Annotated in this window: 21 protein-coding genes; 19 read left to right on the top strand and 2 right to left on the bottom strand. The window is 72.9% G+C overall.

Features of this window, described 5'->3' with window-relative positions:
* Positions 1 to 1,010: 1,010 nt before the first annotated feature.
* On the top strand, positions 1,011 to 1,211 hold the full coding sequence (locus tag DQE82_RS25335; RefSeq protein WP_167435559.1) for a hypothetical protein: 201 nt from the start codon (positions 1,011 to 1,013) through the stop codon (positions 1,209 to 1,211).
* Between the two features lie 33 nt (positions 1,212 to 1,244).
* The gene (locus DQE82_RS31220) at positions 1,245 to 1,445 is read left to right on the top strand and encodes a hypothetical protein (RefSeq protein WP_208635240.1); all 201 of its coding nucleotides are present in this window, start codon (positions 1,245 to 1,247) and stop codon (positions 1,443 to 1,445) included.
* Positions 1,446 to 1,515: 70 nt separating this feature from the next.
* On the opposite strand, the gene DQE82_RS25325 is transcribed toward DQE82_RS31220, so the two are convergent.
* Positions 1,516 to 2,205 (bottom strand): GntR family transcriptional regulator, encoded by a 690-nt coding sequence (locus DQE82_RS25325; protein ID WP_051611019.1) that lies wholly within the window; start codon positions 2,203 to 2,205, stop codon positions 1,516 to 1,518.
* Positions 2,206 to 2,308: 103 nt separating this feature from the next.
* The gene (locus DQE82_RS25320; protein ID WP_104113718.1) at positions 2,309 to 3,367 is read right to left on the bottom strand and encodes a Gfo/Idh/MocA family protein; all 1,059 of its coding nucleotides are present in this window, start codon (positions 3,365 to 3,367) and stop codon (positions 2,309 to 2,311) included.
* 101 nt (positions 3,368 to 3,468) lie between these two features.
* On the opposite strand from DQE82_RS25320, the gene DQE82_RS25315 reads away from it, so the two are divergent.
* The 17 genes from DQE82_RS25315 to DQE82_RS25235 all read left to right on the top strand — a co-directional run bounded on the left by DQE82_RS25315 (position 3,469) and on the right by DQE82_RS25235 (position 22,405).
* On the top strand, positions 3,469 to 4,785 hold the full coding sequence (locus DQE82_RS25315; RefSeq protein ID WP_147265165.1) for a Zn-ribbon domain-containing OB-fold protein: 1,317 nt from the start codon (positions 3,469 to 3,471) through the stop codon (positions 4,783 to 4,785).
* Positions 4,778 to 5,971 carry a thiolase family protein gene (locus DQE82_RS25310; protein WP_043324802.1) on the top strand — a complete coding sequence of 398 codons (1,194 nt, stop codon included), beginning with the start codon at positions 4,778 to 4,780 and terminating at the stop codon, positions 5,969 to 5,971. The genes DQE82_RS25315 and DQE82_RS25310 overlap by 8 nt, the downstream gene beginning before the upstream one ends.
* Positions 5,968 to 7,752: a CoA-transferase gene (locus DQE82_RS25305; RefSeq protein ID WP_113974377.1), complete on the top strand. Its 1,785-nt coding sequence runs from the start codon at positions 5,968 to 5,970 to the stop codon at positions 7,750 to 7,752. Before DQE82_RS25310 ends, DQE82_RS25305 begins: the two co-directional genes overlap by 4 nt.
* On the top strand, positions 7,730 to 8,254 hold the full coding sequence (locus DQE82_RS25300) for a gamma carbonic anhydrase family protein (protein WP_113974375.1): 525 nt from the start codon (positions 7,730 to 7,732) through the stop codon (positions 8,252 to 8,254). Before DQE82_RS25305 ends, DQE82_RS25300 begins: the two co-directional genes overlap by 23 nt.
* Before the next feature lie 20 nt (positions 8,255 to 8,274).
* Positions 8,275 to 9,069: an enoyl-CoA hydratase/isomerase family protein gene (locus tag DQE82_RS25295; protein ID WP_113974373.1), complete on the top strand. Its 795-nt coding sequence runs from the start codon at positions 8,275 to 8,277 to the stop codon at positions 9,067 to 9,069.
* Complete coding sequence (locus DQE82_RS25290) at positions 9,066 to 9,854, top strand: enoyl-CoA hydratase-related protein (RefSeq protein ID WP_043324800.1); 789 nt, start codon at positions 9,066 to 9,068, stop codon at positions 9,852 to 9,854. Before DQE82_RS25295 ends, DQE82_RS25290 begins: the two co-directional genes overlap by 4 nt.
* Positions 9,855 to 9,866: 12 nt before the next feature.
* Entirely contained in the window at positions 9,867 to 10,616 is a 750-nt protein-coding gene (locus DQE82_RS25285; RefSeq protein WP_043324799.1) for an SDR family NAD(P)-dependent oxidoreductase, read from the top strand.
* Between the two features lie 5 nt (positions 10,617 to 10,621).
* Positions 10,622 to 11,779 carry an acyl-CoA dehydrogenase family protein gene (locus DQE82_RS25280; protein WP_199496106.1) on the top strand — a complete coding sequence of 386 codons (1,158 nt, stop codon included), beginning with the start codon at positions 10,622 to 10,624 and terminating at the stop codon, positions 11,777 to 11,779.
* Positions 11,776 to 12,528, top strand: coding sequence for an SDR family NAD(P)-dependent oxidoreductase (locus tag DQE82_RS25275; protein WP_113974371.1), 753 nt, complete (start codon positions 11,776 to 11,778; stop codon positions 12,526 to 12,528). Before DQE82_RS25280 ends, DQE82_RS25275 begins: the two co-directional genes overlap by 4 nt.
* Before the next feature lie 13 nt (positions 12,529 to 12,541).
* Positions 12,542 to 13,684 carry a CaiB/BaiF CoA-transferase family protein gene (locus DQE82_RS25270; RefSeq protein ID WP_113974369.1) on the top strand — a complete coding sequence of 381 codons (1,143 nt, stop codon included), beginning with the start codon at positions 12,542 to 12,544 and terminating at the stop codon, positions 13,682 to 13,684.
* A 192-nt stretch (positions 13,685 to 13,876) separates the two neighbouring features.
* Positions 13,877 to 15,112, top strand: coding sequence for an ABC transporter substrate-binding protein (locus DQE82_RS25265; RefSeq protein WP_158560009.1), 1,236 nt, complete (start codon positions 13,877 to 13,879; stop codon positions 15,110 to 15,112).
* A 60-nt stretch (positions 15,113 to 15,172) separates the two neighbouring features.
* On the top strand, positions 15,173 to 16,039 hold the full coding sequence (locus DQE82_RS25260) for a branched-chain amino acid ABC transporter permease (RefSeq protein ID WP_113974365.1): 867 nt from the start codon (positions 15,173 to 15,175) through the stop codon (positions 16,037 to 16,039).
* Between the two features lie 4 nt (positions 16,040 to 16,043).
* On the top strand, positions 16,044 to 17,942 hold the full coding sequence (locus DQE82_RS25255) for an ATP-binding cassette domain-containing protein (RefSeq protein ID WP_113974363.1): 1,899 nt from the start codon (positions 16,044 to 16,046) through the stop codon (positions 17,940 to 17,942).
* A complete protein-coding gene (locus DQE82_RS25250; protein ID WP_104113709.1) occupies positions 17,939 to 18,673 on the top strand; it encodes an ABC transporter ATP-binding protein in 735 nt (244 codons plus the stop codon). Before DQE82_RS25255 ends, DQE82_RS25250 begins: the two co-directional genes overlap by 4 nt.
* The gene (locus tag DQE82_RS25245; protein WP_043324794.1) at positions 18,673 to 19,407 is read left to right on the top strand and encodes an SDR family NAD(P)-dependent oxidoreductase; all 735 of its coding nucleotides are present in this window, start codon (positions 18,673 to 18,675) and stop codon (positions 19,405 to 19,407) included. Before DQE82_RS25250 ends, DQE82_RS25245 begins: the two co-directional genes overlap by 1 nt.
* On the top strand, positions 19,398 to 21,068 hold the full coding sequence (locus tag DQE82_RS25240) for an AMP-binding protein (protein WP_084789432.1): 1,671 nt from the start codon (positions 19,398 to 19,400) through the stop codon (positions 21,066 to 21,068). The genes DQE82_RS25245 and DQE82_RS25240 overlap by 10 nt, the downstream gene beginning before the upstream one ends.
* Positions 21,065 to 22,405: a hypothetical protein gene (locus DQE82_RS25235; protein WP_113974361.1), complete on the top strand. Its 1,341-nt coding sequence runs from the start codon at positions 21,065 to 21,067 to the stop codon at positions 22,403 to 22,405. The genes DQE82_RS25240 and DQE82_RS25235 overlap by 4 nt, the downstream gene beginning before the upstream one ends.
* Positions 22,406 to 22,412: the final 7 nt, after the last annotated feature.

Here is a 22,412-nt window from a genome sequence, read left to right as displayed (position 1 = left end):
CGCCCGCTGCCCGAACGCGCAGACCCCGCCGACGGGGGCTCCGGGACTGGCTTGATGAAAGCCACCTCGCATCGGCCTGACATCGGGCATCAACTGATGGATCCGCGGGTTGCCGACTCACTGGCCCTGCTCGGCGCAGCTGAAGCGTGTCTCCATCAGGTCGAAACTGTCAGCAGCAAATTCTGTCGCGGCCGCAAGCGCCTCGCGCTTCGTTGTCCGTCCCCTCGGAGCCTGGCGGCATTCTCGCTCACCTCCGCCGGCCGCAGCAGGTCCTCGACCGGGTCGCAGTCGAGCGCGCTGGGCCACGTGCGTGGGTTCACGTGTGCCGACCCGACGTCGATACACGTAGGCCAACCGCAGGTCGGCGCCGCCGATGGGGTGTGGCCGACGTCAATCCCGTGTCGGGGCGAATAGTAGATCGGCAGGGCGGTGTCGAGCCCATTGACTCCACTGCCACCACCGGGCAGTCGCGCCAGAGCTCATCGAGCTGGCCAAGGCGCGGGGCGGGATCGGTCGAGTCACCGGGCACCGCGTGGCGCAGCAGCGCCGCCGTGGTCCGCAGCTCACGCAGGGCGTCCCGGCTGGATGCCCGTGCCTGAGCCAACGCCGCGCGCCGCGTCTGGACGCTGGTCGAAGGCGGCCACAGGCACTCCCGTCTGCACGTTCACCGCCGCTATCGGGTGCGCGACCGCATCTTGGAACTCCCGCGCCAGCCGCAACCGCTCCTGCTGCACTCGCGGGTGCGCCTCCCGTTCCCGGTCTGCGGCGGCCCGCGCCTCTCGTACGGCGAACTCGGCCAGCAGCTCCCGGCACCCCCCCGCACCGCCTCGCCCGCAGCGACGCGACTGCCGGCCACAGCATGTCCGCGACCGGAGCTTTGGATCGGCCGCCGACCGGCGCGCGCTTTGCCGACGCCGGGCTCCGGCCTGGTGCGATCGGCCCGCTGGTGACACTCTGCTGAGATGGGAGACCAGCCAGGAGGCCCGCTCACCGACTCCGAAGTGGCAACCATGTTCCGCTTGCTGGCGCGGTTTGCTGAGCACGATCTGGACCAATGGGACAACTGGCGATTGAACACGTCCCACGGGCCGGTGTACGTCAATGTCAGCCGAGCGCTGGGACCGGGCTGGCAGGACGAGATGTTCACCCCTGTCTGGCCGCTGCTCCCACGCTTCACGGAGGCCGACCGGGGCGACGCCTCTGGCGGGTAGGGCCTCCGGCGCGACGACATCGGCTCCAAGCTCGTGAAGATCCTCGATGCCCAGGGCCACGAAGCGGTGGCGGCGTCGCCGAAGACCGGCGTGAACACGCTGACCGGCGAAGGAGTGGCGGAGGCGCTGACCGGTGCCGCGGTGGCCGAACGCTCGCTGGTTCCCGCCGACGGCGCCCGCATCGCCGGTACGCGCCTGGACGAGTGGCGAACGCGGGCGAGCCACGGTCAGTGAATCGGCGCGAGGGCCGATACGCGATGCCGCTGTCGTCCGACGGATCGAGGCGCGTTGCGGCCGCCGAGTACTACGTGAGACGCACGCCTTTGGACGTCAGGTATTCGATGAGCCCTTCGGCCGAGCTGACCAGATGGTCGGTCATCATGTGCTCGACCCGTTCCCCGTCGCCTGCCCGCATCGCCGCGAGAATTCCCTCGTGGTCGGCGTTCGAACGCTTCCTCCACTGCGGCACTTCGAGCAGGTAGTCGCGCGGCACGTTCAGCGAAACCACCCTGATCGCGGCCATCAGTTTGCGGGACCCGGAAAGCTTGTTGATGTGCCGGTGGAACTGCCAGTTGAGGTCGGCGAGGTTGGTGCGTTCGGAGTTCTCGTGGTAGCTCTCCATGCGCCGGTGCAGGTCTTCGAGGACCGCGTAGTCCGCCTCGGTGGCGAACTCGATCGCCCGCCGCGCGGCGAGCCCGTTGAGCATGCCCTCGATGAGGAACGAGTCGCGCAGGTCGGCCTTGTTCAGCGGCGCGACGACTGTGTGGCGGCCGCCGTCGAGTTCGAGCAGGCCGTCGTAGACCAGCTCGCGCAGGGCGTCACGCACGGGCATGCGGCTCGTGCCGAAGTGCTCGCAGAGTTCCTGTTGCGACAGTCGTGTGCCGGGCAGCAGCCGGCCGAAGAAGATGTCCTGCCGGAGGGCGGCCGCGATCTGGGTGCCCAACGGATCTCGCTGGATCACCGCTCGGGCGCTGGCGCTGCTGTCGATGCCCACCTGTCCGCCTCTCTCACGTGGTGAACGTGTGCACGGTATCCGGTGCCGGGGAGGATTCACGAATTTGCCATGCCCAATGGGGGCGAGTATGGCCCGACACGGCCTATCCGGCTCGACCGGATTCGGCGATGTCGGTGAGCATGCGGTGCCGGCGGACCGCGTGCTCGAAGTCCGGTACGGCGCCGTCGCCGGCCGCCAGCAGGGCGTACGCCTCAGCGACCGGACCGGCCGGCGCGGCCAGGCCGGATGAGCGGTCGTAGCGGGCCGGGACGGGCAGGTCGGTGAGCTCGCGGTCGTCGTCCCGCCCGCCGCGGATGCGGACGGGGCCGTGTTGCAGGTGCCCGGGGCAGGTCACGAGCAGTTCGCCCGAGGTCCCGGTGATCTCCCAGCGGAGTCCGTCGCCGCGTGCCGGTCCGCCCCGGTAGTGGACGGTCGCCACGGCGTCGTCGTCGACGAGCCCGACCGCCACGACCTGGTCGTCGGTGCGTTTCTCGGCGATCTCGCCGGTGCGGGCGTGGCGTACCCGGGGTAGCCGGTTGGCGGTCAGCGCGCGTACCGGCCGCAGCTCACCGAGGACGGCGCACAGGGCGTCGACGGCGTGTCCGAACGGCACGGACAGCAGCGTCGCTCCGTACGCGGGGTCGAGGGTGTAGGCGGCGTACGAGCCGTAGGTCGGTCCCCACAGCCCGCCGGCGCCGGTCATCGTGGTCGACAGCACCCGGCCGACGTAGCCGTCGGCGATCAGGTCGCGCAGGTACCGGATCGGCGCCGCCGACCGGGCCTGGAGACCGACGGCGGTGCGCGTCCCGCGCGCGGCGGCGGCGAGTTCCTCGGCTTCGGCGAGGCCGGTGCCCAGCGGCCATTCGCAGAGCACGGGTTTGCCGGCCGCGAGCGCCGGCAGCAGGCAGGCCCGGTGCCGGTCGGCCCGCACGGCGACGACGATCAGGTCGACACCTTCGTCGGCCGCCAGGTCCTCGACGGTGGCGTACGCCCGGGGGACGCCGTACCGTCGCGCGGCCTCGGCCGCCGCGGTGGCGTCGCTGGCCGCGAGCGCCCGCAGCTCGTAGCCGGGCACCGCGGCGAGCGCCGGCAGGTGGGCCCGTGCGGCCCAGCCGCCCTTCGCGCTGAGACCCACCAGGCCCACACCGAGAACGTCTGTCATGGGACGACACCCTAGCGCCATTTTCCGTTGCCCGTATCCGGGATTCGGTATACAGTCTGCCCACGACCGATCACGACGGACAGGGGCCGAGCGTGCATGAGGTGGGGATTGCCGATGTCTCCGGATACGTGCCGGCATACCGGCTCGACGACTACCTGACGCGCGAGACAGCGAGCTCGCCGGACGTCTCGGTGCCCGGCCCGGACGAGGACGCGTTCACTCTCATGTGGGAGTCGCTGACCGGCCTGCCCCGTGTCGAGGCGGAGGGCCCGGTACTGCTTCGCGTGCCCGACAGTGACATCGAGACGCGGGCGCTCGTGGCGCACGCCCGGGCGACCGGCGTGCTCGGGGAGCCGGCGGCAGTGGTTCCGCTCGCGCCCGACGCGGGGGCACCGGACCTGCTGGCGCTCGCCGCCCGGCTGGCGCAGCCCGGCCTGGGCCTGCTGGTCGACCACCGCCGCCCGGCCGGGGCCGGCGCGCCGGCGACGGCCTCCGCCGCGGCCGCCGTCCGCTTCGGCCCGCCACGGGTGGCCCGGGTGGCCGCGGTCGCCGCCCGTCACACGCTGACATTCGACAGGTGGCGTACCGGTCCGGCACCGGACCAGCAGGACGCGCGGTTCGTCGAGGAGGCGCTCGTCGCGGTCGAGGGCGACGCGCTGCTCGCCGACTTGCTCAAGGCCGCCGGACGGACCACCGCCGACCTCGCCGGTGTCGTCGTCACGTGCGGCACCCGGCTGCGCGGCGCGCGCTGGGCCAAGCGGTGGGAGGTGCCCTCGGTGTGGCAGGCCGGCGGCGGCACGGGAGGCCCCGGCGCCTCGGCCGCGCACGCGCTGCTCACCGCGCTCGACCGGCTGCGCGCCGCCGGACCAGACGGCGCGGTGGCCGTCCTCGACCTCGGCTGGGGCGGCGGCGGCGCGGTCCTCACCGCGGGCACCGACGCCGCGGAGGAACCCGCGGAGCCGGCCGCGAGCGCGGCGCGCGGCACGAAGGCGTACGGCCTCGCCGCCTGGCACGGTCGCGCCACCGAAGCACCCGGGCCGTGGACGTCGCCGGCCGAGCTCTGGCGGGAGATGCCGGCCCTGCTCGGACCCACCGGCTATCGATGCTCCGACTGCGGCGGCATCGGGTTCCCGCGAGCCGGCGTCTGCGAGCTGTGCGGGTCGTTCGAGGTCGCCGACCAGCCGTTGCGGCGCACGGGCGTCGTGGCGACCCACTCGGTCGACCACCTCTTCGACTCGTCCGACCCGGTGCAGATGGTCGTGGTGGACCTCGACGGCGGCGGCCGCTTCTTCGGGCAGGCGGTTCGCGACGTGCCACGCCGGCTCGCCGTCGGCGACCGGGTCCGGCTCGTGCTCCGCCGGCTGCACACCGCATCCGGCCTGCCGCACTACTTCTGGAAGGTCGATCTCGATGGGTGAAGACGTCGTCGCCATCGGCGCGGCGAGCACGAAGTTCGGCGAGTTCTTCGACCGCGGCTACGCCGACCTCGTCCGGGACGTGGTGCGTGCGGTCACCGCCGACGCCGGCATCACGCTCGCCGACGTCGACGCGGCCTGGCTCGGCACCGCGTTCGCCTACACCTACTCCGACGAGGGCAACGCCGGCACGTCGCTGGCCGAGCCGATCGGCATGCACGGACGGCCGGTCACCCGGGTCGCCGCGTACTGCGCGTCCGGACTGGACGCCATCCGGCAGGCCGTGGCCGCCCTGCGCGCGCACACGTGCGACGTCGCGCTGGTCGTCGGCGCCGAGAAGATGCGCGACGTGGGCCCCCGCGGCAGCCTCGTCATGCAGCACGTCAACCGCGGTCATCCGGTGCTCAGCAAGGGCCGGACGGCGCCGGGCATCTTCGGGCTGGTCGCCGAGCGGTACCGGGCCGTCTACGGGGACCCGCGACCGGCGATGACGGCGGTCGCGATGAAGAACCACGCATACGGTGAGCTCAACCCCCGGGCCCACTTCCGCCGGGCCGTCTCGGCGGAACAGGTGGAGGCGGCGCCGCCGCTGTCGGGCCCGATCGGCCTGCTCGACGCCTGCCCGACCACCGACGGCGCGGCGGCGCTGGTCCTGGTGCGCGAATCCGACTCCCGCGGTCGACGGGCGGCCGCGATCAGCGGCATCGCGATGTCCAACGACCTCGGGTACTTCACCGCCAACACGAGCTCCCGCTCGGACCTGCTGGGGTTCGAGTCCACCCGGTCGGCTGCCGCGAGCGCGTACGAGCAGGCGGGCGTCACCCGGCCGTTCGACGAGATCGACGTCGTCGAACTGCACGACTGCTTCACGATCACCGAAGTGGTCAACTACGAGGACCTCGGCCTGTGCGGCAAGGGGGAGGGGCGTGACCTTGTGCTGAGCGGCGCCACCGGGCCGGGCGGCGCGCTGCCGGTCAACACCAGCGGCGGCCTCAAGGCCTGCGGGCACCCGATCGGCGCGACCGGCGTACGGATGGTCGTCGACGTGTGCGACCAGGTGTGGGGCCGCGCGGGCGTTCGGCAGGTGCCCGGCGCCCGCACGGGTCTGGCCCACGCGCTCGGCGGTCCGGGATCGCTGGCCTGCGTCGCCGTGGTCACCGACGCCGGTCCCGCGCGGGCGGCGGCGTGACGGCGGCGACCGGCGCGGGTCCGAACGGACGGTCGCCGGACAAGGTCAGCACGCTCGCGGCCGCGGTCGAGACGCACGTGCGCCCGGGCGACGTCGTGCACGTCGCGTACGCCGACGCCCGCCCCAACGCGGCGCTGCACCAACTGGTCCGCCGTTTCGCCGGCCGGCCCGCCGGGTTGACGCTGGTCACCGCCGGTCTGGTCAGCAGCCAGCACGCGCTCGTCGAACTCGGCGTGCTCGACCGTCTGGTGGCCTCGTTCGCCGGCGAGAACCTCCCCGCTCCCCGCCCGAACCGGGCGTTCCAGCGGGCGGTGCGCGAGGGCCGGATCGAGGTGGAGAGCTGGTCGCTGTGGTCGCTGACGGCCCGCCTCATGGCCGCCGCGCTGGGCGTGCCGCACCTGCCCGTCCGGTCGCTCGCCGGCAGCGACCTCGGCGCCGCGCTGCACGGCCGCGGATTCGCCGAGGTGGCCGACCCGTTCGGCGGGCCGCCGTCCGGTGTCGTCGCCGCCCTCCGGCCCGACGTGGTGCTGCTGCACGGCGTGGCCGCCGACCGGGCCGGCAACGTGGTGCTCTCCGCGCCGTACGGCGAGGGGGCGTGGGGCGCGCTCGCGGCGCGGCGCGGCGCGATCGCCTCCGTCGAGCGCATCGTCGACACCGAGACGATCCGCGAGCACGCGGCCCTCGTGCGCGTACCGGCGCACGCAGTCCTCGCGGTCTGCGAGGTGCCCCTGGGCTCGCACCCGTACGGGCTGTTCAACCCCGGCCTCGACGGGGTCGCCGGCTACGTGCCGGACGAGGAGTTCATGGCCGAGGTGGTGCGGGCGTCCAACGACCCGGCCGAGTTCCGCCGGTGGATCGACGAGTGGCTGCTCGGCACCGCCGACCACGACGCCTACCTGGCCAAACTCGGGCCGAACCGGATAGCCGCGCTGCGGGCCCAGGCCGAGGAGGACGGCTGGCGCTCGACGCTGACCGCCGCGGCCGATCCGCCGGACCGGTGGACCGACGCGGAGGCGATGGTCGTCACGGCCGCCCGCCGGATCGCCGGGCGGGTCCGCAAGCAGGACTTCGACGCGGTCCTGGCCGGCGTCGGCCAGGCCAACCTGGCCTCGTGGCTGGCGGTCACCGGCCTGCAGGCCGTCGGCGCCGACGTGGAGCTGATGGCCGAGATCGGCATGTTCGGCTACCGTCCCCGCCCCGGCGAGCCGTTCATCTTCGCGCACCGCAACCTGCCCACGTGCGCACTGCTCACCGACGTCGCCACCGTGCTCGGCGCGTTCGTCGGCGGGCCGGCCACCCGGTCGCTGGGCGTGATCGGCGCCGGGCAGGTCGACGCCGACGGCAACACCAATTCGACGTACGCCGAGGACGGCAGCTACATCGTGGGCTCCGGCGGCGCCAACGACATCGCGACCTCGGCCGAGGAGGTGCTGGTGACAGTGGCGCACGGCAGCCACCGCCTGGTCCGGCGGGTGCCGTACGTGACGTCGCCCGGTCACGGTGTCCGTACCGTCGTCTCCACCGCCGGGGTGCTGGAGCGGGTGGACGGACGGTTCGTGGCGACGGCGTTCGTCGCGCGCTCCGGCGAGTCGGACGCCGAGGCGGTCGAGCGGTTGCGCGCCGGCTGCGGCTGGGACCTCGACATCGCCCGCGGCGTCGCCCGCGAGCCGGATCCGACGTCCGCGGAGCTGTCCGCGTTGCGCCGGTACGACCCGGCCCGGACGTTCCTCGGCCGGCTGCACGGAAAGGCGGACGGCGATGCCTCTGTACGCGCTCGGTGACCGGACGCCGCGGATCGACCCGTCGGCGTACGTGCACCCGGACGCCGTCGTGATCGGCTCGGTGGAGCTGGGACCGGAGTCGAGCGTGTGGCCGGGCGCGGTGCTGCGCGGCGACTACGGCGTGATCCGGGTCGGCGCCCGGACCTCCGTCCAGGACGGAACGGTCCTGCACAGCGTGGCGGACCACCCCACGGAGATCGGGGCCGACTGCGTCGTCGGGCACCTGGCGCACCTGGAGGGCTGCGCGGTCGCCGACCGGTGCCTGATCGGCTCGGGCTCGATCGTGCTCAACCGGGTGCGGATCGGCGCCGGCAGCGTGGTGGCCGCCGGCGCGCTCGTCCGGGAGGGCGCCGAGGTGCCGCCCGAACGGCTCGCGGTCGGCGTACCGGCCCGCCTGCGCGACCTGCCCGCCGGCCAGGAGGACTGGCAGGCACACGCGGTGCGCGCCTACGTCGAGAACGCGGCCCGCTTCCGACGCGAGTTGCGGCGGATCGACACCTAGCCCTCGCGGAGGAGGAACTGATGCCCGAGGAAGTGCTACTGGAACGCGCGGACGGAGTCGCCCACCTGGTGCTCAACCGTCCCGACCGGCTGAACGCGATCGACCCGGCCACGTTGCGGCTGCTGCGCGAGCACATCGCCACGATCGAGGCCGACCCGGGAGTGCGGGCGGTCGTCGTGCGCGGCAACGGCCGGGTGTTCAGCGCCGGCGCCGACATGCACGCCCTCGGCGACATCGTCGGTGACCCGGCGGCGTTCGCCGCCTTCATGCAGGACTGGCACGACGCGTTCGACGCGGTCGCGGCGTGCAGCCGGCCCACCGTCGCGGCGGTGCACGGGATCGCCTTCGCCGGCGGCTTCGAGCTGTTCCAGGTGTGCGACGTCGCGGTCGTCGCCGACGACGCCCGGCTCGGCGACCAGCACGCCCGCTACGGGCTCTTCCCCGGCGGGGGCAGCGCCCAGCGCCTGCCCCGGCTGATCGGTGACCGGCGGGCCCGGTGGCTGCTGCTGTCCGGTGAGGAGATCCCGGCGGCCGACGCCGTGGCGGCAGGCCTGGCCAACGAGGCGGTACCGGCCGACCGGGTCGTCGCCCGGGCGAGCGAGATGGCCGCCCTCCTGGCCACCCGCAGTCCGCTCGCCAGCGCGGCGATCAAACGCGCGCTGGCCGCCGGCGCCGGACTCGACGTGGGCGCGGCCCTCGCCGCCGAACGCCCGATCGCGCTGGCCCACATGGCCTCCGCCGACGCGCGGGCCGGCCTGGACGCCTTCTACCGACGTGTGGCCCCGAGATTCCCCAGCAACCAGGGAGAGGCATGAGCAGCTACAGCGACATCCTGTACGAGGTCGCCGACAACGTCGCGACCATCACCATCAACCGGCCGGAGCGCCGTAACGCCTTCCGGTCGGAGACGCTCGACGAGCTGATCGACGCGTTCCGGGCCGCGGAGGCCGACCGTGAGGTGGGCGTGATCGTGCTGACCGGCGCCGGGGACAAGGCGTTCTGCGCCGGCGGGGACATCCACTGGGAAGAGGCGTCCGACGAGTCCGGCGCCATCCAGATGGCCCGCCGTACGACGATCCTGTCCCTGGTCATGCGCGGCTGCGGCAAGCCGATCATCGCGCGGGTGCGCGGCTTCGCCGTCGGCGGCGGCAACGAGTTGCAGATGCTGTGCGACCTCACTGTCGCCTCCGAGGACTCCCGCTTCGGGCAGTCCGGGCCGAAGATGGGCTCGGTGCCGGTGTGGTGGGGCACGCAACTGCTGCCGCGGATGGTGGGCGAGAAGAAGGCCCGCGAGATCATCTTCCTCTGCGAGCAGTACACCGCGCGCGAGGCGCTCGACATGGGCTTGATCAACAAGGTCGTGCCGGTCGAGGAACTCGACACCACGGTACGCGCGTGGTGCGACCGGATGCTGACGCTCAGCCCGCAGGCGCTGCGGGTCGCGAAGATCTCGCTCAACTACGAGTCCGACCAGTTGTGGCCGTCGGTGCTGCACGGCAACCAGATGATCTCGTTCATCCACGGCACCGAGGAGTTCCACGAGGGCACCCGCGCCTTCCTGGAGAAGCGCCCGCCGCAGTTCGGCAAGTTCCGCAAGTGAGGGGAGACGCAGGTGCGGTGTGACGGCAAGGTGGCGCTCGTGGTGGGCGCCGGCAGCGGCATCGGGGCATCGGCCGCCGAGGTGTTCCACGCAAACGGCGCCACAGTGGCGGTCGCCGACATCAATCTCGCCGGGGCGCAGGACACGGCGGCCCGGCTGGTCGAGGCGGGCGCCAAGTCCTCCGCGTTCGCTGTCGACATCACCCGCCGGGACCAGACCGAGGACCTGGTACGCGACGTGCTGGCCGAGTACGGGCGCATCGACATTCTGGTCAGCACGGTCGGGTGGTCGGACACGACGTTCCTGGTGGACGAGGACGAGGCGTACTGGCGCCGGATCATCGACATCAACCTGATGGGGTCGATCTTCCTGTGCCGGGCGGTGCTCGACCACATGATCGAGCGGCGCTCCGGGTCGATCGTGCTGACCAGCTCCGACGCCGGGAAGGTCGGCACCATGGGGGAGACGGTGTACGCGGCGGCCAAGGCCGGCGTGATCGGCTTCGTCAAGTCGCTGGCCCGGGAGGTCGCCCGGCACCAGCTGCGGATCAACGCGATCTCGCCCGGGCCCACCGACACCCCGCTCATCCGGGCCCAGACCGACCAGCGGGTGATCGAGAAGATGGTGCGGGCGGTGCCGCTCAAGCGCATGGGCGAGCCCGTCGAGCAGGCAAACGCCCTGGTCTTCCTGGCCTCGGACGCCGCCTCGTACATCACCGGCCAGACGGTGAGCGTCAGCGGCGGCCTCACCATGACGTCGTAGCGGCCATGTCCACGATGGACGACATCGAGCTGTCGGCCGAGGACCGGGCACTGCGCGACCTGGTCCGGCGGCTGGCGCGGGAGCGGATCGCCGGGGAGGCCCGGCGGATCGACGAGGCGGAGGAGTACCCGCACTCGTCGATGCGGCTGCTCGGCGAGGCCGGGCTGTTCGGGCTGCTGATCCCGGAGCGGTACGGCGGCCAGGGCGCCGGCATGCGCCAGTACGCGCTGGTCACCGAGGAGCTGGCGCGGGCCTGCGCGGCCACCACCACCGCGTTCATCACGCAGACCCACGCGATGCTGCCGATCCTGGCCGTCGGCGACGACGAGCAGAAGCGCCGGTGGCTGCCCGGCCTCGCCGCCGGGCGGGCGCTCGGCGCGATCGCCATCACCGAGCCGGAGGCTGGCACCGACGTGCCGGCGCTCGCGACGCGGGCGGTCCGCGACGGCGACGGGTACGTCGTCTCCGGCCGGAAGATGTTCATCACCAGCGGCGGCGTCGCCGACCTGATCACGCTGTTCGCCCGTACGTCGCCGGGACGCGACGGGATCAGCGTCTTCGTCGTCGACGCGCGCTCACCGGGAGTACGGCCCGGCCGGCCACTGGCGAAGATGGGCATCCGCGCGTCGAACACGGTCGAGCTGGCGTTCGACGAGGTGCGTGTGCCGGCGACGGCCCGGCTCGGACCCGAGGGGGTCGGCTTCCACACGGCCGTGCACGTGCTGTCCGACGCGCGGATCAGCACCGCGGCCCAGGCGGTGGGCATCGCGCAGCGCGCGTACGACATCGCCGACGGGTTCACCCGGCAGCGGCGGCAGTTCGGCCGGCCGGTGCGGGAGTTCCAGGCCGTGCAGTTGCGGCTCGCCGACATGTACATCGCCGTGGTCACCGCCCGGCTGATCGTGCAGCGGCTCGCCCGGTTCGTCGACGCGGCGCCGGACGGGAACCGGGCGGTCGAGGCCGCCGCGGCGAAGGTCTACTGCTCCGACGTCGCGATGCGGGTCGCCGGCGACGCCGTGCAGCTGATGGGCGGCTACGGCTACATGCGCGAGTTCGAGGCCGAGCGGTGCATGCGCGACGCGAAGATCACGCAGATCTACGACGGCACCAACGACGTCAACCGGCTGGTGCTGGCCCGGCAGCTCGCGAAGCGGTCGGCATGACGCCGCTGTCGGGGCGGGTCGCGGTCGTCACCGGCGCCAGCCGCGGGCTCGGCCGGCAGTCCGCCCTGGCACTGGCCGGGGCGGGCGCCGCCGTGGTGGCCGCCGGCCGCGACCGCGCGGCGCTCGACGAGACGTGCGCACTGGTCGAGTCGGTGGGCGCCTCGGCCCTGCCGGTGGTCTGCGACGTGACCGACGAGGCGCAGGTGGACGCCCTCACCCGGTCGGCGGTGGACCGGTACGGGCGCATCGACGTGCTGGTCAACAACGCCGGCGTCGCGTCGGAGCACAGGGCGCTGGAGCTCGACGTCGCGGAGTTCCGCCGGGTCCTGGAGACCAACGTGATCGGTACGTTCCTGCCGGCCCGGGCGGTCGCCGCGCACATGCGCGACCGGGGCGGCGGCGCGGTGGTCAACATCGGGTCGGTGATGGGCCGCTCGGGAACGTCCGGACTGTCTCACTACGGCGCCAGCAAGGCCGCCGTCTTCCAGCTCACCCGCGGCTGGGCGGTGGAGTGGGCCCGGTACGGCATCCGCGTCAACTGCCTCGCCCTCGGCTACTTCCCGACCGGCATCAACCGGGACCGGCTGGCGGAGGAGGGGGTGGCCGAGCGCGTGCTGGCGCGGGTGCCGGCCCGCCGGTTCGGCGTCCCGGCGGAGATCGGACCGACTGTGGTCCACCTGGCGTCCGACGCCAGCCGCTACATGACCGGGCAGGTCGTCTACCTGGACGGCGGTATGTCCGCACGCTGAGGAGGTACGCGAGATGGCGGGACCGTTGACGGGTGTCCGCGTGGTGGAGCTGGCCGGACTGGGACCCGCGCCGTACGGCGTGATGCTCCTGGCCGACCTCGGCGCCGACGTCGTCCGGGTCGACCGGGCCCCGTCGGATCCGGCGGATCTGGGCCGGCTCATGGCCGGCTGCTGGCGGGGCCGGCGGTCGGTGGCGGTGAACCTCAAGCACGACGCGGGCCTGCAGATCCTGCTCGACCTCGCCGACGGCGCCGACGTCCTGGTCGAGGGTTTCCGGCCGGGCGTGGCCGAGCGGCTAGGCTTCGGGCCGCAGGTGTGCCTGACCCGCAACCCGCGGCTGGTCTACGCGCGGATGACCGGCTGGGGCCAGGACGGGCCACTGTCGACCGCGGCCGGTCACGACCTCAACTTCCTCGCCGTCGCCGGCCTGCTGCACGGGATGGGGCGGGCGGACGCCCCGCCTCCACCGCTGCCCGGCTACGTCGGTGACTTCGGTGGCGGCGGGGCCTTCCTGGCGATCGGCGTGCTGGCCGCGCTGCTGGACCGGCGGCGGACCGGGCTGGGTCAGGTGGTCGACGCCTCGGTGCTGGACGGAGCGGCGTCGCTCGGCTCGTTCGTGTACGGCCTGGCCGCAATGGGCGAGTGGACGGACGAGCGGGAGGCCAACCTCAGCGACGGCGGGTGCCCCTTCTACGACACGTACCAGACCGCTGACGGCGGATTCGTGGCGGTGGGCGCGCTGGAGCCGCGCTTCTACGTGGAGATGCTGCACGGCGTCGGCCTGGACCCGGCCGTGTGGCCGCAGCACGACCGGACCCGGTGGCCGGCGTTGCGGTCCGCGCTGACCGCGCGGTTCGCGACGTCCACCCGGGACGAGTGGGCGCGGCGGTTCGCGGGGCGGGACGCCTGCGTCAGCCCGGTGCTGCGGCTGGCCGAGGCGCCGCACCATCCGCACAACGTCGCCCGGGGGGTGTTCGAGGAGGCGGCGGGCCGGTGGCAGCCGGCGCCGGCTCCGCGGCTGTCCCGTACCCCGCTATCGGCCGGACGGCCGGCGCCGCGGGTCGGCGAGCACACCGCCGCGGTGTTGGCCGAGCTGGGCCGAACGGCGGATGACGTGGCACGTCTTCGGTCGATCGGCACGGTCGAGGAAAACTGAATACTGGACACTGGATACCGTTTTTCCTATGCTCCTGAGGCAGCCCGGTTGAGGCGACGAGTCCGGCCGACAGGGCGATGAGCTGGTGCTCTTCCGCCCGGTGACCTTCGGAGCCGGCCTGGCGAGCGACGGCTTCACCCGACGCCTTCCGCGTCGTCCGCCGTCGCGGCCACAGTTTGGAGGCAGCTCATGGTGCGAAAGTCGGTTACGGCGATCGCCCTGTTGGCGTTGGCGCTTGCGGGTTGCACAACCACCTCGAGTGAGGGCGGCGGCACGCAGGTCAGCACACAGGGCGTCACCGACACGGAGATCTACATCCAGGGATTCGGCCCCATCACCGGTCCGGCCAGCTGGGTCGGCCTCGGCAACCGCGACGGCTTCGCCCTCGCGGTCAAGGAGATCAACGCCGCGGGCGGTGTGCACGGCCGGAAGATCCGGTTCGAGTTCCACGACGACGCGTTCCAGGTCGCGCAGGCCCAGCAGGTCGCGCGGCGCATCATCCAGCAGGACAAGCCGTTCATGGTGTACGCCGGCACGGGCAGCACGACCTTCCTCGCGGTCGCCGACCAGCTGCGGCAGAGCGGACTGCCGGTCTACAACGGCTTCTCCGGCAGCGAGGCCGCCCGCAAGACCCCCGAGGTCAACAACATGTTCCACGGCGAGGCCGTCTCCACCAAGTGGGTCGCGCCCAGCATCGCCGACATGGTCGCGGACAACCTCAAGGCCACCCGGGTCGCGATCCTGCACGAGGACGGCGAGTGGGGCCGCACGCTGTGCGCCCAGGTCGCGACCGAGCTGCAGGGCAAGAGCGGCCTGCAGGTGGTCGCCAACGAGACGTACCCGGCCGCCGGCAACGACTTCACCGGCCAGCTCGTGGCGATCCGTAACGCCAACCCGCAGGTCGTCGTCAACTGTGGCCTGTTCCCGGCCGCGAAGATCATCCTGCGGCAGGCTCGCGAGCTGGGGCTGAAGGCCCAGTTCGTCGGCGACGCGGGCCAGGCCAACGCCACCGTCTGGACGGGCAACGAGGCGGCCGCCGAGGACTGGCTGTTCAACTGGTACGAGCCGCAGTTCCTCACCGACACCACCGGCGCGCAGGGCGAGTTCCTGCAGAAGTACAAGGCCGAGTACCCGTCGGCGCCGACCGGACGGCCCAACCACGCCGACAACTTCTCCTACACCGCTGCCTATCTGCTCAAGAGCGCGCTGGAGGAGGCCGGCAAGGACCTCACGGCGGAGAAGTTCATCGAGGCGCTCGCCGCCGTCAAGGACGCCAGGCCGACGCCGATCAGCCCCAACGTCAGCTGCGCCAACGAACGCCACGAGTGCTTCGTCGACCTGGTCTGGATGCGGGTCCAGGGCGGCAAGGCGGTACCGGTGGACGACGCCGGCCTCGCCCAGATCGCCGGCAAGGTCTCCGGCTCCTGACTCAACCCCTCCCGGGCCCGGCCGCACCGGCCGGGCCCGCGGCGCAAGCGAGGTACTGATGTGACAGTCATCCAACTGCTTGTCAACTCGCTCACGCTCGGCGCGATCTATGCGCTCGTGGCGCTGGGTCTCGTACTGGTCTTCAAGTCCTCCGACCTGGTCAACTTCGGGGCCGGCGACTGGGTGCTCGCCGGCGCGTACATCGCGCTCGCCCTGCTGACCGCCGGCCTGCCCCTCTACCTGGTGCTGATTCTGGCGCCGCTGGGCGGCGCGCTGATGGGGCTGGTCATCGACCGCGCGGTGTTCCGCCGGATCATGAGCGCCTCACCGTGGACGTTCGTCGTCGCGAGCCTCGCGGTCGGCGGGCTGCTGCGCGAGCTCGCCGTCCTGCGCTACCAGTCCAACCACTTCCCGTTCCCGCCGGTGCTGTCCCGCGACCCGGTCGAGGTCCTCGGTGTACGCATCACACCGCAGAACCTGTGGGTGCTCGGCGCGACGGTCGTCGTGGTGACCGCGCTGCTGCTGTTCTTCCGCTACACCACGTACGGGCGCGCGCTGGAGGCGGTCGCGCAGAACCGGGTCGGCGCCCAGATCGTCGGCATCAACCTGAGCCGGGCCCTGATGGTCACCTGGGCTCTCGCCGGCGCGGTGAGCGCTGTCGCCGCCGTCCTGATCGCCCCGTCGACAGACGTCTCACCGGAGATCGGCCTGCTGCTGGTCAAGGGATTCGTCGCGGCGGCGCTCGGCGGCCTGGACAGCCTCCAAGGCGCGGTGATGGGCGGCGTCGCGGTGGCCGCGATCGAGACCTTCACCCAGGTCTACCTCAACCAGGCAGCCGTCGACGTGGTCGTCTACGGCCTGCTGCTCGTCGTCATGTGGGTGCGGCCGGCCGGCCTGCTCGGCCGCCGCGTGGTCCGGAGGGTCTGAGCGGATGAGCAACCAGACCGTAGGCAGCACCGAGAAGGCCCCGGCGGCCACCGTCCCGGCGCCGGCGCCGCAGACGGCCGGCGACGGCCGTCTGCCACGCGCAGCCCGGGCCGCGGCATGGCTCCTCGTCGGAATCGTCCTGCTGGCGCTCCCGCTGCTGCTACCACCGTTCCGGACCTATCTGGCCACAGTGGTCCTCGTCTACGTCATCGCCGTGGTCGGCCTCAACGTCGTGATGGGCTTCTCCGGGCAGATCTCCATCTCGCACGCGGCGTTCATGGGGGTCGGCGCCTACACCACGGCCGTGCTGATGGGACGGTGGGAGCTGCCGTTCCCGCTCGCCGCGCTGGCCGGCGTCCTGCTCGCCACCCTGCTCGGCTACGTGGTCGGCCTGCCGGCGCTGCGCATCGCGGGGCACTACCTGGCCCTGGCCACGCTGGCGTTCCAGCTCATCGTGCAGAGCGTCATCTTCAACTGGGAATCGGTCACCAACGGGCCACGCGGCATCGCCGTACCGCCCGCAGTGGTCGGGGTGTTCCCGCTCGCCGACCGCAACCTGTACTACCTCGTCCTCGTCGCCGCGCTGCTCAGCCTGCTCTTCGTCCGCAACGTGGTGCGTTCCCGGGTCGGGCGGGCGTGGCGGGCCATCCGGGACAAGGAGATCGCCGCGTCCGTGTTCGGCGTCGACGTGGCCCGGTACAAGACGCTCGCCTTCGGGGTGAGCGCCGCATACGCGGGCCTGGCCGGCGCGATGTTCGCCATCACCGTCGGATTCCTCGACCCGGCCGCGTTCAACCTGTGGGAGTCGGTCAAGCAGCTCACCATGGTGCTCTTCGGTGGGCTCGGCACGCTCGTCGGCCCGCCGCTCGGCGCGACGCTCCTCGTCCTCGCGCCGGAGTTCCTGACCCCGTTCCGTGAGCACTCGCTGCTCGTGTTCTACGTCGTACTCCTGCTGGTCCTGATCTTCCTGCGGGGCGGACTCGCCTCCGGGGTGAGCCGGACCGCCGCGTGGGTGCGGCGCCGCCGCTCCGGCGCGCCGCCACCCGACGCCGCCGTCACCGCCGGCGCGGTGACCGCGGTCCGCGACCGGCCGGCGCCGCCGGCCGAGCGGCCCGCGGAGACCGGCGGTCCGGTGGGGGAGCCGATGCTGACCGCCGACGGCGTCACCGTGCGCTTCGGCGGGCTGATCGCGCTCGAGGGTGTCGACCTGCGGGTACGTGACGGCGAGATCAAGGGGCTGATCGGCCCCAACGGCGCCGGCAAGACCACCTTGTTCAACGTCCTGACCCGGGTCTACCCCGTGCACGAGGGGTCGGTCACCTTCGCCGGGCGCGACATGCTCCGGCTGCGCCCGCACCAGGTGGTCGGCGCCGGGCTGGCCCGCACGTTCCAGAACGTGGAGATGTTCCGCTCGATGACCGCGCTGGAGAACGTGCTCGTCGGGCGGCACCACCGCGACGTCTGCGGACTGTGGCGGACCGGGCTGCGCCTGCCGTCCGCCCGGGCGGAGGAGCGGCGGGCCCGCGACGCCGCGCGGGCGGCGCTGGCGACGCTGGGCCTGGAACGCTACGCGGACACCCCGGCCGAGAGCCTGCCGCTCGGCGTGCAGCGACGACTGGAGATCGCCCGGGCGATGGTCGCCGAGCCGCGGCTGCTCATGCTCGACGAGCCGGCGTCCGGCCTCACCGCGGGCGAGGCGGCCGCGCTGATGGACGACGTACGCCGGATCCGTGCCGCCGGGGTCACGGTGCTGCTGATCGAGCACAACATGCGGTTCGTGATGGGCCTGTCGGACTCGGTCACGGTGCTCGACCACGGCCGGGTCATCTTCGACGGCTCACCACAGCGGGCGCAGAGCGACCCCGCGGTGGTGGCCGCCTACCTGGGCGAGGTGGAGTCATGACAGCGCTGCTCGAACTCGATCGCGTGACTCTCGGCTACGGCAAGATCGTCGTCGTCCACGAGTTGTCGCTGCGCCTGGACGCGGGGCGGATCGTCTCCGTCCTCGGCCCCAACGGCGCCGGCAAGACCACCACGGTCCGCGGCGTCGCCGGTCTGCTGCCGCTGCGCGGCGGCGAGGTACGGCTGGGCGGAAAGCGGGTCAGCGGCTTCCCGCCGCACCGCATCGTCGCCGAGCGGCTGGCCTACGTACCCCAGGGGCGCGAGCTGTTCGCGGACATGTCGGTGCGGGACAACCTGCGTCTCGGCGGCTTCACCATGCGCCGTCGTGACATCCCGGCCCGGATGGAGGAGCTGTTCGAGTTCTTCCCGCGGCTGCGCGAGCGCGCCGGGCAGACCGCGGGCAGCCTGTCCGGCGGCGAGCAGCAGATGCTGGCCATCGCCCGGGCGCTGATGCCCCGGCCGACGGTGCTGATGCTCGACGAACCGTCGGCCGGGCTGGCGCCGCGCACCATGCGGCACGTCTTCGACATCGTCGCCGACGTCGCGCGTTCGGAAGGCGCCGCGGTGCTGATCGCCGAGCAGAACGCGCACCAGGCGCTGCGCGTCACCGACCACGCCTACGTGCTGAACACCGGCGTGATCGAGGCGTCCGGCCCGCCGGCGGAACTGCTCGCCGACGACCGGATCCGGGCCGCCTACCTCGGTGACGCGGTCGAGAAAGGACCGGTCTGATGGTCGCGGTGGTGACCGGCGCGGCCGGGGCGATGGGCGGCGCCATCGCGGCGGAACTCGGCGCACGCGGGCACGCACTGGTACTGGCCGACATCTCCGGCCGCCGGCTCGCCGAGGCCGCGGACCGGTTGACCGCGCACGGCCGGGCGGCGCACCCGTACCGGTGCGACGTCACCGACCGGGCCGAGGCCGAGGCGCTGGCCGCGGCGGCGCTCGCCGCCTTCGGCCGGGTCGACGTGCTGGTCAACGTGGTCGGCGGCTACCGCGGCCGGATGTACGAGGACGTGCTCGACATCCCGCTGGACCGGTTCGACGAGGCCATGCGGCTGAACCTGCGCGGCACGTTCAACCTCACCCAGCTGTTCGGCCGGCACATGCGCGAGCGCGGCCACGGCCGGATCGTCAACATCTCCTCGGTGGCCAAGGACGGGGCGTCCGGCCAGGCCGACTACGCCGCTGCCAAGGCGGGTGTCGTCGCGTTCACGCGCAGCTGCGCGCTCGAACTCGGCCCGGCGGTCACCGTCAACGCCGTCGCGCCCGGCGTCATCCGCACCTCGGTGATGGAGCGGATCCCGGCCGACGTCCAGGCGCGCTACCGCGAGCGGATCCCGCTCGCCGACTTCGGTGATCCGGTCGACGTGGCCAGGGCCGTGGCGTTCCTCGCCGGGGACGACGGCCGGTACGTCACCGGCGAGGTGATCCACGTGTCAGGAGGGTTCTTCGGATGTCTGTGACCGTACCGGGTGTCATCACCTCGGCCAGTGACGTGTACACCCCCGAGCGGATCGCCGCGTTCAAGGCGTCCGGGCAGTGGCGGGACCAGTTGATCGTCGACTTCCTCGACCGGCACCGCAGACAGCGCCCGGACCGGACCGCGGTGGTCGACGAGAACGGCCGGATCACCTGGGCCGCCCTCGCCGACCGCGTCGACCGGCTCGCCGCGGCGTTCGTGGACGCCGGGCTGCGGCCGGGCGAGTTCGTGGCCGTGCAGATGCCCAACCGGATCGAGTTCGTGGAGATCTACCTCGCGATCCAGCGGGCCGGCCTGCGCGCGCTCACCATGATGTCCATCTACCGGGAGCACGACGTCGCGTACATGCTGCGCACCACCGGCGCCCGGGCGTACATCGTGCCGGACACGCACCGCCGGTTCGACTTCGTCGCGATGGCGCAGCGGCTGCGCTCGCAGGCGCCCGACCTGCGTACCGTCATCGTGCTCGGCGAGGCCGGCGAGGGCATGGTGCCGTACGAGCGGTTCCTGGCCGAACGCGCGCCGGCCCCCGGTGCCTTCGCCCACCTGCGGCCCCACCCGGACCAGGTGTCCAAGGTGAGCTTCACCTCGGGCACCACCGGGCTGCCCAAGGGCGTCGTGCACACGCACAACACCGACCTGTCGCCGCCCACGATGATCGCCGGCGCGCTCGGCCTCGGCCCGGAGACGCCGATCTGGATGCCGAGTCCCATCGCGCACGCCACCGGCCTGCTGTTCGGCGTCTACGACTCGCTGCTGTGCGGGGCCAAGCTCGTGCTGCAGGACCAGTGGGATCCGCAGCGCGCGCTGGAGATGATCAGCCGGGAGCGGGCCACCTTCACGGTGAGCGCCACCCCGTTCATCGGCGACCTCGTCGAGCAGGACAACCTCTCCTCGTACGACCTGTCGTCGTTCCGCTACTTCGTCTCCGGCGGCGCGCGGGTGGCGCCGGCGCTCGTCGAGCGGGCCCGCTCGGAGCTGGGTTGCCTGTTGCTGCGGGTCTTCGGCCAGTCCGAGGCGCCGCTGCACACGCTCAACTTCCCGGACGACCCGTGGGAGAAGGTGACCGGCCGCGACGGCCGTCCGTTCGACGGCATCGACGTCACGATCGTGGACCCGGCCGACCGCGCGACACCCGTGCCGGTGGGTGAGGTCGGCGAGTACTCCACCGCCGGGCCGCACGTGTTCCTCGGCTACTACGGCAGCCCGGAAGCCACGGCGGAGGCCCGCGACGAGTCCGGCCGCTACTACAGCGGCGACCTCTGCACCGTCGACGAGGACGGCTACGTGCTGTACGTCGACCGCATGAAGGACATCGTCAACCGCGGTGGCGTGAAGATCAGCGCGCTGGAGGTCGAGAACCTGCTCGCCGCCCATCCGCTGGTCCAGGCGGCGGCCGTCGTGGCCGTACCCGACCAGCGGCTCGGCGAGCGGGCCTGCGCCTTCGTGGTCACCCGGGGCGGCGCGGAGCTGACCCTGGCGCAGATCTCCGCGTTCCTCGACGAGATGGGAGTCACCCGGCAGAAGTGGCCGGAGCGGCTCGAGGTGATCGAGGCCCTGCCGGCCACCCCCACCGGGAAGATCCAGAAGAACGTGCTGCGGCAGCGGCTCACTGCCGATTCGGCGTCGTCCGGCCGGGCATGACCCGAGCCGGCGTCGCGCCGCGGCTGGGGGTGCCCGACGCCGTCCTGTGGCTGAGCGCAGCCGCCGGCGTCGGCACCCTGGTCGTGCCGGCCGCGCGGCCCTACACGGCGCCGCTGCTCGTCGCCGGAGTGGTGGTCGTCGCCGCGACGGCCTGGCCCACGCTGCGCCCGCCGGTACGCCGCACGGTGCTCGCCATGATGCTCGCCGGCGCCGCGCTCTGCCTGGTGGCAGGCGCCCGCTGGTCGGACGTGTCGGCCGCGTTCGCGACGATGTGCGGCGTCTTCTCGTTCGTCGCCGTGGTGCGGCTGCTGGAACTGCCGATGCTGCGTCGCGGCTACCACACGGCGATCGCCGAGGTCACCCTCGTGCGGCTGCGCCGGACCCGCGCGGTCTGGTCCGCGGCCACGCTGACCTACCTGCTCTCGCTGGCGCTGTCGTTCGGCGGGGTCGCCCTGGCGTACCGGTCGGTGCGGGCGATGGACTCCGCCGCCGACGAGGCGGGCTCGGCCGGAGTCGTGTGTCGCGCGTTCATAGCGGCCAACCTGGTGACGCCGCTGTCGCCACCGCTGGCCGTGGTGCTCACGCTCACCGGCCTGACCTGGACCGGCTTCCTGCCGTACGCGCTGGCGCTGGGCCTGGTCGCCGCGATGCTGGTGCCGCTCGGGCCGGTGCCGCGGGCCCGGGCGCTGCCCGCGCCGCGACCGGAGCGAGGACGGCTTGCCGCGGGGTTCGCGGCGATGATCGGCTGTGTCGTGGTGGTGCTCGTCGCGCTGGAGATGGTTACGCCGCTCAGCCATCCGGCCGCGACGATGACGGCGGTCCTGCTCGTCGTGCCGCTCTGGGAACGCGGGACCCGCCTGCCGGCCCGCGCCGTGGCCCTGGCGCGCTCGGAGGCCGGCTCCTGGCGCGAGCAGTTCCTGCTCTTCGGCGCCGGTGGCTTCGTGGTCGCGGCGGCCGGCCGGTGGACGGCCGACGGAGCGGTCGGCCGGCTGCTCGACGCCGCCGGGCTGCCCGCGTGGGCGCTGCTGGCCGGTGGCGCGCTGGCCATCACCGTGCTGGGGCTGGCCGGGCTGTACCCGCTGACCACCCTCATCGTGGTGACGACGGTGCTCGCCCCGCTGGGCACGGGCGCGTGGCCGGCACTGGTCGCGGCGGCAGCGCTGGTGGGCACGATGGCGGCCTTCGTGTTGTCCCCGCTCAGTGGCCTGACCCTGCTGGTGTCGGCGCTGAGTGGGCGCAGTGCCGTCCACATCGGGCTGCGCTGGAATCTCCCGTTCGGCCTGGCGCTGCTGGGCGCCGGCGGCGCCGCGATCGGCCTGTTCGCGGCAGTGACCTGAGAGGAGT

Source organism: Micromonospora sp. LHW51205, assembly GCF_003315815.1.
Classification (GTDB): Bacteria; Actinomycetota; Actinomycetes; order Mycobacteriales; family Micromonosporaceae; genus Micromonospora; species Micromonospora chalcea.
The sequence above is the reverse complement of the archived record's forward strand: the minus strand, read 5'-3'. Positions and strand labels throughout refer to the sequence as shown.